The organism is Agrobacterium sp. 22-221-1, from assembly GCF_053522445.1.
The window spans coordinates 612132-624615 of record NZ_JBNWCL010000001.1 but is presented as its reverse complement, the minus strand read 5'-3'; the positions used below and the strand labels follow the sequence as shown (position 1 = coordinate 624615).

Sequence of the window (12484 nt, the reverse complement as noted above, 5' to 3'; positions counted from 1 at the left end):
GTTGTTTGTCGAATCTATCTTTGATATCTCCCGCGACTTGGGGGATATCAAATGAAGAAGCAATTCATCGTGAGCCTCGAAGTGTGCAGAGGGATTGCTGCGGTTCTTGTCGCGGGGTTTCATGTCGGCCACGTTATGGTCGCCAACTCCGACGGCGGCGTCGGTCGCCTTATTGACCACGAAAGCAAAGACATTGGGGAAATCGCATACCACCTGCTTACAAATGGTGGATATGGCGTCGTCGTAAATGCACCAGTGCTCTTTTTCTTTGTCTTGAGCGGCTTTGTGCTCATGGCCGCTTTAACAGAGAAAAGCGTATCATTCCCAGAGTTTATGGCGCGACGTCTAACTAGAATATACCCCGCTGCGTTTGTCTCTATCGCCGCTTTCCTGCTCATATACACTACTACAGGGGTTTCCTTGTCGAGCCCCGCGGAGTTTTCAGCGGCATCCGTTCTCCAGAACGCTTTGCTCCTTAAAGCCTCGATCAACGGAGTTTTGTGGACTATTCAGGCTGAGCTTATCGGCTCTGTGGTAGCGTTCTGCTCGTATCTGGTATGGCGTTGGCGAGGGCTGCCAGCACTTCTTACTTTGCTCGCCGCCTTATCTTTCATGTCGTTCAGCATGCTGTGGGTTCGGCTGGGTCAGTTTGATGCAGCCCCTTCACGGCTGGCATTCTTGCACGCATTCGTCTTTGGCGCGGCAGCATGGGTGATTGGCCGCAGCCTGGGCGAAATCCATCGATCAAAGATTCTTGCAATATGCTCTATCGCCCTCTTCTTCGCGAGCGAGCCTCTATGCAGATGGGCATTGTTCCCTTTCCCTGGTATGTTTTCCGCATTGCTTCGTTGTTTGTGCGCATCGGTTTTCATAGCCTGCCTGGCCTTTGGCGACAGAGGCATCAATCATGCTTTTGATCGCGCACCTCTCCGGTTTCTTGGGCGGGTCTCGTATAGCTTCTATTTGCTCCACCCACTGAGTCTAATGGTCATATTCAGCAACAGCTGGATCCCCAACGATCTCGTTTCGCAAGGTGTTCCTCGGTGGGCTGTCGCATCGGGGCTACTAGTCGCGTCGACACTTGCTGTAATTCCCTTGGCTTACCTGAGCTACCGCTTTGTAGAGCTGCCAATGATCCGATGGGCGAGGGGCGCGCGTTTCGTCACACCCTCTACAGAAGCCCGATAATTGGGAAATGCCTCGGCGTTTCGCGCTGAATATAGCTCCACCGGTAGCGTAACCCGGCACCCATAACCCACAATCAGGAGAAGCCTCATGTTGAAGGCTGATGTCGCGCGCTCAATCGAGCGAGTTGCGAGCGTGCACGGTATTGATCCGGCGGCGCTGAAGGCTGTTGTCGAGGTCGAGAGCAACGGCGTTGTGTTTGCTGATATCGACGGCAAGGAAATGCCGATCATCCGGTTCGAGGGGCATTACTTCGACCGGCTGGTGACGGCGTCTCGTCGTGAGGAGGCTCGGCGGCTCGGTCTCGCTTCCCCGAACGTCGGTGGCGTGAAGAACCCAGCCTCGCAGAAAGCCCGCTGGCAGCTTCTTGGACGGGCGATGACGATCGACAAGCAGGCAGCACTGGAAAGCACGTCGTTCGGCGTTGGTCAGGTCATGGGGAGCCACTGGAAGGCCCTCGGCTATCCGTCTGTGATTGATCTATTCGAAGCTGCCCGCAGCGGCGTAGAGGGCCAGGTTGACCTGATGGTTCGGTTCATCAAGGCCAACAATCTTCTCGGCGCTCTCAATCGCAAGGATTGGGCGGGGTTCGCCCGCGGCTACAACGGTCCCGCCTACAAGAAGAACGCCTACGACACGAAGATGGCCGCCGCCTACGAGCGGTATTCCAAGAAGGAGCCGCCGGTATCTGGTGCTGCCGGCATGCTGCGTCTCGGCTCCAAGGGGGCAGGGGTTCGGGAAATTCAGGTGTTGCTCACGCGCGCTGGCTATCCGGTCACGGCGGATGGCGACTTCGGTCCCGCGACGGATCGCACGCTTCGCCGGTTTCAGGATGAAAATGGTTTGAACGCTGACGGCGTTGCCGGTCCGCAGACCATGCGCAAGCTGAAAGAGTTTCAGGTGTCGCCGGATGAGAAGCCGGGCAACCTCGGGATTGCTCAGGTGCCAGAGGTGAAGAACGCGGCGCGAAACTTCGGCCCGCTGGCTTTGGTGACTGCTGCGCGCGACCAGATTGCCGAACTCGCAACTTATGTCACCGGCATCAACTCGGATCTGGCAAACACCATCGCGAACGGGATGCTGGCAGTCTCTGGTGCTATCGGTCTCGGCCTTACGATCTGGGGCGTCTACGGCTGGTGGAAGAGCAAACAGACGGTGGAACAGGCATGATCACCGACAAGATCAGTTTCGCCGCAGGAGCCGCCGCTGGTGCGATTGTGGCCACTCTGCTGTTCACTACTATCAACGCCGTCTGGTGGCTTCCCAGCGCCAAGCAAGAGGCCCGCATCATCGAGCGTGCGGAACTCGACGCCGCAACCAACAAGGCAATCGGAGAACTCACCAATGAAGCTGACAAGGCTCGCGTCAATCGTCGCCTGTGCCGTGAGCGTGGCGGCGTGTACCTCAACGCAACAGGTCGCTGCCAGTAAGGAGCGACTGAACCAGTCGGCCCGCTCGATTATCGGCACGTCACTGGTCGGTGCGCTTGGTGCTTCTGCGAAGGATCAGGATGCGATCGATGAAACGGTTGCCGGTATTTGCGGCGCCAAGGTTTGGACCGTTGGCGAATGCGCTCGGCATGATGAATTGGCGGGGAAGCGGAAATGACCGGATTGAGCTTGATGACGGGCCTGTCTCTGGTTGGAGCAGGCAGGATGGGGAAGCGTGCCAACGGCTTCAGCCCTCTGAAAACGAAGCTTGAGGCCGGTCAGGACGTCGTCATTTTCGTCAACGGCGACAGCACAGCGTGGGCTGATTATAGCCCTTACTTTCTGTTCCCCAAGATGCTGGGCGATCAGTACGACGCAACCGTCGTTATGCGGCGCTGGGCAGAATATGACGGTGTCGCCGGAACATGGACAGGTCCGAAGGATTACGCAGCCCCAGTGACGCTGCGCACCGGCACTGCCCAGACGATAAGTGTCTACCTGGCGGCGATCCCGGAAAAGGTTGCCGGAACGATTTTCGACGGCACCCGCAAGGCCAATGCCATAGACGCAATTCCCACGCCGGATGTGTGCATTACCCATCACGGCCACAACATGTTCTCCTATCCCACAATTGCAGGATCTACGGGGATTGGCTTCTATTCCAACGGTATCGGCAAGTGGCTTGGACCGATCGGCATGCAGGAACTGCAATGGCCTGGTGTCCCGCAGATAATCACCGCGCAGAATCCTAAGAAAGACTTCAGCGACAACTACAAGAACTACTACGCTGCTAAATATGCCGCCCAAATCCATGGCGGGATAACGTTTGTCGACACCTATATGCCCTTCATCCTGCTCAACAACGCCTCAAACCTGTTCCGTGGTGGCGACAACACCCACCCGAGCGATGCAGAGGCAAACTATGCCGGCGCTCAGTTGCAGGCCGACACCTTGATGTCATCGTTCAATGCTGCTGCGCTGAAACCTTTTTCAACCCCGGTATGGCCGCTGCAATCCGGGGCAAACCTGATCGACAACGGCGACTTCTCCAACTGGTCTGGTGCGCTGCCAGTGGGCTGGACGACCAATGGCGCAGGGCTGACTGTAACCAAAGAGACCACCATCAAGTACGGAGCCGCTGCATATTCCTGCAAAATAGCCCCCAGCACTGGTGTCTCCGGTCAAACCTCATATTTGCAGAAATATCTGTCCGGCACTGAAATGGCCCGGATTGCCGGCAAAACCGTTTGCTTCGCCGCGCTGTGCTATTCCGTTCGGCCGCAGGTAAATGCGACCACGTATTTCTCGGTGAAGAACGCGTTCGGGAATGTCCGCGATTATGTCACGGGCGCCGTGATGGACTGCCAGGATGGGTGGATGTGGTATGTGTCGGCAGGCATACCGATCGTCAATGACCCGAATGAGGCATGGCGATACCTGCGCCTTATCCCGTCACAACAGGTTCCAAATCCGGCGACCAGCGATCCTCTTATTGTCCAGCGCGTTATGATCACTGAGGGGCTTCCACCCAAGGGCATCATCGCCTGACACATCACCCTCGACCTATGGCCGGGGCTTCTTCAACTCGCATGCAGGCTGGGATAATGGCAGGAAACCAAGAGATGAGCACCAACAACGGCTTCGATCCGATGGCCCAATATGCCCGATTATCCGAGCGGGTCGAGAACCAGGGCAAGGACATTGTCGATCTCCGGTCGAACATGAACACCGGGTTCCAGACGATCAACACCAGCATTTCCCAACTGTCGAACGAGCTTCGGAACTCAAGCAAGACACAGTGGCCGGTTATCTGGGCGGCGGCCGGCGTGTGCTTTACGGTTCTGGCAACCGGCGGCGCGTTCTTCTACAACAGTCTCAGCAAGGGGCAGGATCGGCTTGATCTGATCGTTGCGAAGAATGCCGAGACTTTCCAGTCAGCCATTACCGCTGTAGTCGACAAGATGGTGACGCAGAAGGAAATGGAGTGGCGCACCGCGCGTGGCGCTGAAGACCGTGCAAGAATGGAGACATCGATCAAGGATCTTCGCGAAGCAATGCAGAAGCAGATCGATGAACAGAAAGCCAACTCCGCGTCAGTGTATACGCCCCGCGACATCCTTCTGGATAATCGGGAGAGAATAGACCGGCTAGAACGCCAACGCCTTTCACCCGGCGGCTGACGCCTTGAACATATCCCTTTGCGGGTAATGCTCCCAACAATGCCACGTTGATTTCTCACCCTTCGACCGGCTGTAGCCAAAGCTTCCCCAAGCCTTACACCCCGGATGCTCACACCAGTGGTTCTCGTGAATGCCGTCGCCGGCCTTGTTGGTCTGGTCACTCATTGATGAATATCCAGTTCCCGCAGTTTCCAACCTCCCGGAGGTGGAGAAGCCTGCAGCTTGGTGGCGCGCTGTGTGAGCTTTGCTGAGGCGATAATCTTTGCCTCACGTTTCGACGTCGCTTGAACGTTGATGACCCACCGACCGGACTGAAACCGATATGTCTTCGGCTTAGCGCTTTCGACAAACTGACATCCCGCGACAAACGCAAGGCGCATCTTGGCTTTGTCCTGCTCGGTTGCTCCCCTCACAGTCTCCCACCACTTTTCAAAATTTTTATCGATCTCACTCTTGAGCATGTTCTTAATATGTTCACGCCTTGCGCGGAGTCAATATTAGGAACAGAACGGAACAAGAATTGGAAACCGTTTCCAATTTGCTGGAAACAGGCTCGCCTAAGCGAGAACCGCTCATTTCAATTTGCGCTGGAAATTCAATGCTTTGAGATGAGGTTTTTGGTGGGTGATGTAGGGCTCGAACCTACGACCCGCTGATTAAGAGTCAGCTGCTCTACCAACTGAGCTAATCACCCGACCGGCACCGTGTGGCGGTGTGAGGGGGCGTATAAAGGGGAAGTTTGGGCTTGTCCAGCGCGGAAATGAAATTTCTTCGATTTTTGTGACGAAAAAATTTCAGTCGCGCTGGAAAAGTCTGGAAATCCGGGGTTTTACGGATTTTTCCTTTTATTCATCCGCGCCTGAAAGCCCGGCCGATAAGGATGAGGATGCAGGCGCCGATGAAGCCGGCGATGAGATAACCGAGCCAACCCGTCAAAACGATTCCAAATACCGAAAGGATGGCGTTGGCGACGATCGCGCCGACGATTCCGAGAAGGATGTTCATGAAAACACCCATATTGCTTTTCATGAATTGTTCGGCGAGCCACCCGGCGACACCACCGATGATGATGGCTGCGATCCAGCCAATGCCAGCAGATTCCATGATTTCCTCCCATGTTGCTGCATCATCAAAGGTGATGATTCTCGTGGTGAAAAGCAAGGCAAACTCCTGAAAACCTCGCTTTATGCGGGTGGTTTTCCGCGCGGCAGGCGCTAAAAAGCCTGATGCGGCGCAAAGAGACGAAAGGCATGGATGTGCGGTTGATGTTCGGCGGATTGATGGACGGCAGAAGGGTGTTCGACGGCCTGGTGCGGGATCGGCGGCAAAGGAGCGCCATGGCGGCGATAATGGCCATGGTGCTTTTTCTGGCTGGCGGTCTTTTGTCGGCAATGCCGGCCGCGGCGCAGGGGGAAACAACATCGCCCGCCCCGGTGGCGATCCAGGCCTCGACCGTCGAACAGGCGAGGGCGGAGCTGGAGAAATGGAAGGCCGATGTCGCGGCGATCGCCAAACAGGTGGAAGCGGGCGGCAGCGACGATGTGCAGCTTGTGGACCTGAAGGGCCGCGCCGACACCATTGCCGCCGATGCCGCCGCCGCCAACACCAAGCTGCGCACCCGTCTCGACCAGATCAAGACCCGGCTGGATGCGCTGGGTGCGGCGCCTGCGGACGACCAGCCGCCGGAAGCGAGCATGGTGACGGAGGAGCGAAACCGGCTGACGGCGGAACGGGCCGAGGTGAATGCGATTGCCGGCGAGGTGGAGAGCACGGCCACCAATGCCGCGCAGATTTCCAATAACATCACTGCCGTTCGCCGGGCGCTTTTTGCCGCCACGCTGTTCAAGCGCACCGAAGTTTCGGCGCAGACGCTGGGCGACGCCTCCTCCGCCTTTCTGACCGAATTGACCAACCTCAGCAACGCTTTCAGCAGTTGGGCGAGCTTCGTCTGGAATTACAAGCGCCTGCCGATGTTCGGGGCGGTGACGCTGTCGATCATGGCCGCCCTGCTGTTTCTCGTGGGCGGTTACCGCTTTTTCGGCAGCCGCATGGACCGGCGGGCGTTTACGGGCGAGCCTTCCTATCTGAGACGGCTTTCGGTGGCCTTCTGGTCGACGATGGTGCAGTCGCTGTCGTTGTTCCTGTTTCTCGTCACCTCCGCCTTCTTCCTCGATAATTTCAACGTGCTGCGGTCAGATATCGCGCCGATCCTGTTCGGGGCGATGGCGATCACCGGTTTCGTTTATTTCGTCTCGCGGCTGAGCTATGCGATCTTTGCGCCGACGCAGCCGGAATGGCGCCTTCTGAAGGTGTCCAACAAGGGCGCGCACACGCTGTCCTCGGCCGTGCTGCTGATGGCGCTCGTCAACGGGCTCGATTACCTGCTCGGCACGATCAGCGAGACGCTTTATTCGCCGCTGATCGTCACGGTTGCCAAAAGCTTCCTCGCCTCGATCATCATCGGCCTTATCCTGCTGACCGTATCGTTCCTGCGGCCTGTGATCGGCGAGGGGCAGGATTACGAGACCGGCAACCAGCGCCTGCCGCGCTGGCTCGTCATTCTGCTGCGGGTGGGCGGCCTCGTTCTCATCGGCGCCTGCCTGACGGGTTATGTCGGGCTTGCACGCTTCCTTGCCACGCAGATCGTCGCCACCGGCGCGGTGCTGGCGACGATGTATATCGGCATTCTCTCGGGCAAGGCGATTTCGCGACAGGGCGCCTTTGCGGAATCGCTTGCCGGCCGTTATCTCGCGCGGCGTTTCGGTCTCGGCGTGGTGGCGCTCGATCAGGCCGGTCTTGCCGCGGGGCTTGGCATCTATGCCGTCGCGCTTGCCTTCGGCGTGCCGCTCATCCTGTTTTCCTGGGGCTTCCAGCCGGGCGATATCGAAAGCTGGGCCTATCGCCTGTTGACCGGCATCACCGTCGGCAATGCCTCCATTTCGCTGATCGGCCTCTTCGGCGGCGTCCTCGTTTTCGCCATCGGTTACATCATCACCCGCTGGTTCCAGAAGTGGCTGGACAATAACGTCATGGCGCGCGGCCAGGTGGATGCCGGGGTGCGCAACTCGGTCAAGACCGGTATCGGTTATCTCGGTATCGCGGTCGCGGCCATCTTCGGCGTGTCTTCGGCCGGTCTCAACCTCTCCAGCCTGGCGCTGGTGGCTTCGGCCCTTTCGGTCGGTATCGGTTTCGGCTTGCAGAACATCGTCTCCAACTTCGTCTCCGGCCTCATCCTGCTGGTCGAACGCCCCTTCAAGGTGGGAGACTGGGTGGTGACAGGCACGACGGAAGGCACCGTCAAGCGGCTTTCCGTGCGCGCCACCGAAATCGAAACCTTCCGCGGCCAGTCGATCATCGTGCCGAATTCGGAATTCATCAATTCCTCGGTCGGCAACTGGACACACCGCAACCGCATCATGCGTGCGGAAATTCCCGTTTCCGTCTCTTACGATTCCGATCCGCAGAAGGTGATGGATATTCTGCTGGAACTCGTGCGCGCCCAGCCGCCGGTGCTGCGCAATCCCGAGCCGCATGTGGAATTCCTGCGCTTCGGCGATTTTTCGCTGGATTTCGAACTGCGCTTCCACCTTGCCGATCTCTCCAATGGTCTTGGCGTGAAAAACGCGCTCCGTATCGCAATCCTCCAGCGCTTCCGGGAGGAGGGGATCGACATCCCGTTCCCGCAGCGCAACCTCAACATCCACGTGGAAGGTGACGCCAATCCGCAGATGCTGGCGGCGCTGCTTTCGGAGGAGGGCGACAAGGCGGTGGTGGCCCACACAGGGGCGGCATCGCCGGAGAAAGAGGCCTCGAAGAGCGAGAAGCCGACTGAGCCGAAGGATAAACCCGGCGCGAAAGCGTAGATCGCTGTTGCTTGTGGACGTCGAGTTCCGGGCAGCGGGACGAGGGGGGGCTAGGGTAGACGTATTTAGACAGCTTGCCCCCTCATCCGACCCTTCGGGCCACCTTCTCCCCGGCGGGGAGAAGAAACGAGCGGCAAGGCTGTGCTGCATTCATCCGGCGTGCTCCGCAATTTCTTCCCTGTCGCAGCACCCTATGGCCATGTCGCAATCAGGCGGCTGAACAACCCGCAAGCGCTTCATATTCCTCCCATCCAATGTCGGCGGAATAAGGCAAGGCCGGCGCTTTTCAGGGGTTCTGTAAATGAAGACACATGCACGGGCGGTGGTGATCGGTGGCGGCGTCGTTGGCGTTTCGACGCTTTATCATCTTGCCAAGAAGGGCTGGAGCGACAGCGTTCTCATCGAGCGCAAGGAGCTGACCTCGGGTTCCACCTGGCATGCGGCCGGGCTTCTGCCGCTGTTCAACATGAGCTATTCCGTTGGCCAGATTCACAAATATTCCGTGAAGTTCTATGAGGAGCTTCAGGAAGAGACCGGCATGAATGTCGGCTTCTCCAAGGTCTCGAATATCCGTCTCGCCCGCACCAAGGATCGCTGGGACGAATATATGTATTATGCCGGCATTGCTGAGACCATCGGCGTGCGCGTCAACATGTTGACGCCGGAGCAGGTGAAGGAAATCTGGCCGCTCTGCGAGACGGACGGCCTGCTCGGCGCCATCCAGCATCCGGATGACGGTTATATCCAGCCTGCCGATCTGACGCAGGCGCTTGCCAAGGGCGCGCGTGACCGCGGGGCGACCATCTATCGCAACACCACCGTCACCGCTATCGAGCAGCTGGAAGACGGTCACTGGAAGGTGACGACCGACAAGGGCGAGATCGTCGCCGAGCATATCATCTCCTGCACGGGCTCCTTTGCCCGCAAGACCGGCGAAATGGTCGGCATCAACATTCCGGTCATCCCGGTCGAGCATCAATATATCGTCACCGAGCCGCACCCGGCCATCCAGGAGCGCCGTCGCCAGGGCCTGCCGGAAATGGGCGTGCTGCGCGAATCCGACTCCGCCTGGTATATGCGCGAGGAAGCGGGCGGCCTGATCCTCGGTCCTTATGAAGTCGGCGCGCCGGTCTGTTATGTCGACGGTCCCTCCGATGACAGCGAATATGAGCTGTTCCAGGAAGAACTTGACCGCCTGATGCCGCATATCGAAACCGCCATGGTGCGCGTTCCGGCCTTCGGCGAAGTGGGCATCAAGAAGGTCTATAATGGCGCTATCGCCTATACGCCTGACGGCAACCCGATTGTCGGCCCGGCACCGGGCCTGAAGAATTTCTGGCTGAACGAAGGCCATTCCTTCGGCATCACCGCTGCCGGCGGTGCCGGCTGGCAGCTGGCCGAATGGATCGTCGATGGCGAGCCGACGCTCGACCTGATGGGTGTCGATCCGCGCCGCTTCGGCCCTTACGCTACGGAAGGCTACCTCATCGCCAAGAACGAGGAAGCCTATGCCAACGTCTTCACCATGCATTACCCGGACGAAGAGCGCTCCGCCGCCCGTCCGCTGAAGACGACGCCGGTTTATGACCGCCTGAAGAAGCTCGGCGGCGTGTTCGGCTCCGTCTATGGCTGGGAGCGTGCCAACTGGTATGCGCCGGAAGGTTATGCGCTGCGCGAGGAAGATCTCGGCGTCGGTGCGGATGTCATCACCAGCCACAATCACGCGCCGGCCTTGGATGACGGCCGTATTGTCGAGAAATGGTCGTTCCGCCGCTCGAACTATTTCGAACATGTCGGCAACGAGGTGAAGAATGTCCACCAGAATGTCGGCGTGCTCGACATGTCGGCCTTCGCGAAGATGGAGGTTTCCGGCCCCGGTGCGCGGGCATGGCTCGACAGCATTCTCGCCAATGCGGTGCCGAAGAAGCGTGGCCGTATCGCGCTCACCCATCTTCTGACGCCGAATGGCGGCGTTAAGGCGGAATTCACGGTCTATGAATGGGCGCCGGGCCGCTTCTACATGGTTTCGGCCGGCGGTCTTGAAGCGCATGACCATGACGTGCTGCGCCGCCTTGCGCCCACCGACGGTTCCGTGGTGCTGCAGCCGATCACGCAGAAATACGGCGTGCTGGTTCTTGCCGGTCCGAAGTCGCGCGATCTCCTGAAGAAGCTGACCCGCACCAGCCTTGAGAACAAGGATTTCCCCTGGCTCACCGGCAGGCAGATTTCCGTCGGCGTGGCGACGGCGCATGCGCTGCGCGTCAACTTCGTGGGCGAACTTGGCTGGGAACTGCACCACCCGATCGAGATGCAGAACTACATCTTCGACCGGCTGATGGAAGCGGGCGCCGAATTCGGCATCAAGCCCTTCGGTATCCGCGCCATGGTGTCGATGTCGCTCGAAAAATCCTATCGCAACATGGGTCGCGAGCTTTCGGTGGAATATAATGCCTATGAATCGGGTCTCGACCGCTTCCTGCGCCCGGAAAAAAGCTTCATCGGCCGCGATGCGCTGGTGGCCTACAAGGAAGCCGGCGTGAAGTGGGTGTTCTCGACGCTCACCGTGTCAGGCAATACGGATGTCGATGCGCGCGGTTCGGAAGCGATCTTCGATGAAAGCGGCGCGCTTGCGGGCCGCGCGACGAGCGGCGGTTTCGGCTGGCGTCTCGGCAAATCCGTCGCGCTCGCCATGCTCAAACCGGAATATGCGGCGGTGGGCACCAAGCTCAAGATCCGCATTCTCGGTACGTCCTACGATGCCGAAGTGGTGGAAGAAAGCCCGTTCGACACGGACAATGCGCTTCTGCGCGCCTGAGACAAAATATCCCCTCCCAAAGTCGGAATACGGCCCCCTCGTGGGCCGTATTTCCGTTTAGGTAAGCATGTGTTCAACTGCTTTTCCGGCAAAAGTGTTATTAATGATTCTGAAAAATGAGCCTGCTATCTTTCCCTGACATACGATGGGGGATCGGGGCAGAATGAATTTTCTAGGCATTACGGGCATGCAATATTCTGGCGTGCCTTTTACCAACAGCCGCATCTTGCTGGCGGAAGATACCAATGTGTTCACCCAGATGGTGAGCATGCGCCTGAAGGAACTGCTGGGCGTTACCGTGGAAGTGTGCCGCAATTTCGAGGAATTGCAGGCCTGTTACGAACATTCTCCCGAACCGGTGACGCTGGCGATTTCCAACATCAACCTGCCGGGGGCGGAAAAGGGAGAGGCGCTGGAATATCTGATCGATCTTTCGATCCCGACCATCGTTTTCACCAGCACTTTTCATGAGGCGACGCGCGAAACGCTGATCGCCAAGGATGTGGTCGATTATATTCTGAAGGACAATATTTTCGCCGTGGATATGCTGACGGAATCCGTCTGCCGCTTTCTCACCAACCATCGCCATCACGTGCTGATCGTCGATGACAGCCCGACGGCGCGGGCGCTGCTTTCGAGCCGTCTCAAGCGTTATAATTTCCGCGTCAGCCTGGCCGACAGCGGTGCGAAGGCGCTCGATATCCTGAAGGCCAATCCCGATATCGGCCTCGTGGTGACCGATTACAACATGCCCGATATTGACGGCTTCGAACTGACGCGGCGCATCCGCACCGTGCGCGGGTCGCATGAGCTGCGCATTATCGGGGTGTCTTCCTCCACCAACCGGCTGCTTTCGGCGCGGTTCCTGAAGGCGGGCGGCAATGATTTCATGCTGCGGCCCTTCATCGACGAGGAGTTTTATTGCCGGGTCAACCAGAACCTCGATACGCTGGTGCAGATACAGCTGGCGAAAGCGGGGGTAAGGCCGGCGGCCTGACCCAGGCTTTCCCC

At 58.5% G+C, this 12484-nt stretch carries 9 protein-coding genes, 1 tRNA gene and 1 pseudogene; 8 read left to right on the top strand and 3 right to left on the bottom strand.

What is annotated here, in order from left to right:
* Nucleotides 1-51 precede the first annotated feature (51 nt).
* The 5 genes and pseudogenes from ACQZ5N_RS03070 (at nucleotide 52) to ACQZ5N_RS03050 (ending at nucleotide 4795) form a co-directional block, all read left to right on the top strand.
* Nucleotides 52-1188: an acyltransferase family protein gene (locus ACQZ5N_RS03070; protein ID WP_448732022.1), complete on the top strand. Its 1137-nt coding sequence runs from the start codon at nucleotides 52-54 to the stop codon at nucleotides 1186-1188.
* Between the two features lie 87 nt (nucleotides 1189-1275).
* Nucleotides 1276-2013: pseudogene (locus ACQZ5N_RS03065) on the top strand (N-acetylmuramidase domain-containing protein); the annotation flags it as partial.
* A gap of 338 nt (nucleotides 2014-2351) precedes the next feature.
* Nucleotides 2352-2615, top strand: a complete 264-nt coding sequence (locus ACQZ5N_RS03060; protein WP_448732021.1) for a hypothetical protein — start codon at nucleotides 2352-2354, stop codon at nucleotides 2613-2615.
* Nucleotides 2616-2789: 174 nt separating this feature from the next.
* Nucleotides 2790-4163, top strand: a complete 1374-nt coding sequence (locus tag ACQZ5N_RS03055; protein ID WP_448732020.1) for an SGNH/GDSL hydrolase family protein — start codon at nucleotides 2790-2792, stop codon at nucleotides 4161-4163.
* Between the two features lie 74 nt (nucleotides 4164-4237).
* Nucleotides 4238-4795, top strand: a complete 558-nt coding sequence (locus tag ACQZ5N_RS03050) for a hypothetical protein (RefSeq protein WP_448732019.1) — start codon at nucleotides 4238-4240, stop codon at nucleotides 4793-4795.
* Nucleotides 4796-4956: 161 nt separating this feature from the next.
* Here the strand turns inward: ACQZ5N_RS03050 and ACQZ5N_RS03045 are convergent, their stop codons facing one another.
* The 3 genes from ACQZ5N_RS03045 to ACQZ5N_RS03035 form a co-directional block, all read right to left on the bottom strand.
* Nucleotides 4957-5256, bottom strand: coding sequence for a hypothetical protein (locus ACQZ5N_RS03045; protein WP_112637053.1), 300 nt, complete (start codon nucleotides 5254-5256; stop codon nucleotides 4957-4959).
* Between the two features lie 157 nt (nucleotides 5257-5413).
* A tRNA-Lys gene (locus ACQZ5N_RS03040) sits at nucleotides 5414-5489 on the bottom strand.
* Nucleotides 5490-5644: 155 nt separating this feature from the next.
* The gene (locus tag ACQZ5N_RS03035; protein WP_003524764.1) at nucleotides 5645-5899 is read right to left on the bottom strand and encodes a GlsB/YeaQ/YmgE family stress response membrane protein; all 255 of its coding nucleotides are present in this window, start codon (nucleotides 5897-5899) and stop codon (nucleotides 5645-5647) included.
* Between the two features lie 122 nt (nucleotides 5900-6021).
* Between ACQZ5N_RS03035 and ACQZ5N_RS03030 the strand changes: the two genes are divergently transcribed.
* The 3 genes from ACQZ5N_RS03030 to ACQZ5N_RS03020 all read left to right on the top strand — a co-directional run bounded on the left by ACQZ5N_RS03030 (nucleotide 6022) and on the right by ACQZ5N_RS03020 (nucleotide 12470).
* Complete coding sequence (locus ACQZ5N_RS03030) at nucleotides 6022-8658, top strand: mechanosensitive ion channel domain-containing protein (RefSeq protein WP_448732018.1); 2637 nt, start codon at nucleotides 6022-6024, stop codon at nucleotides 8656-8658.
* Nucleotides 8659-8959: 301 nt separating this feature from the next.
* Entirely contained in the window at nucleotides 8960-11473 is a 2514-nt protein-coding gene (locus tag ACQZ5N_RS03025) for a GcvT family protein (protein WP_174056839.1), read from the top strand.
* Between the two features lie 163 nt (nucleotides 11474-11636).
* A complete protein-coding gene (locus ACQZ5N_RS03020; protein WP_003524770.1) occupies nucleotides 11637-12470 on the top strand; it encodes a response regulator in 834 nt (277 codons plus the stop codon).
* Nucleotides 12471-12484: the final 14 nt, after the last annotated feature.

Bases quoted from the DNA above. Each gene is read 5' to 3' on its own strand.
- ACQZ5N_RS03070 (WP_448732022.1), top strand. From the start codon at position 52: ATGAAGAAGCAATTCATCGTGAGCCTCGAAGTGTGCAGAGGGATTGCT.
- ACQZ5N_RS03060 (WP_448732021.1), top strand. From the start codon at position 2,352: ATGATCACCGACAAGATCAGTTTCGCCGCAGGAGCCGCCGCTGGTGCG.
- ACQZ5N_RS03055 (WP_448732020.1), top strand. From the start codon at position 2,790: ATGACCGGATTGAGCTTGATGACGGGCCTGTCTCTGGTTGGAGCAGGC.
- ACQZ5N_RS03050 (WP_448732019.1), top strand. From the start codon at position 4,238: ATGAGCACCAACAACGGCTTCGATCCGATGGCCCAATATGCCCGATTA.
- ACQZ5N_RS03045 (WP_112637053.1), bottom strand. From the start codon at position 5,256: ATGCTCAAGAGTGAGATCGATAAAAATTTTGAAAAGTGGTGGGAGACT.
- ACQZ5N_RS03035 (WP_003524764.1), bottom strand. From the start codon at position 5,899: ATGGAATCTGCTGGCATTGGCTGGATCGCAGCCATCATCATCGGTGGT.
- ACQZ5N_RS03030 (WP_448732018.1), top strand. From the start codon at position 6,022: ATGCGGCGCAAAGAGACGAAAGGCATGGATGTGCGGTTGATGTTCGGC.
- ACQZ5N_RS03025 (WP_174056839.1), top strand. From the start codon at position 8,960: ATGAAGACACATGCACGGGCGGTGGTGATCGGTGGCGGCGTCGTTGGC.
- ACQZ5N_RS03020 (WP_003524770.1), top strand. From the start codon at position 11,637: ATGAATTTTCTAGGCATTACGGGCATGCAATATTCTGGCGTGCCTTTT.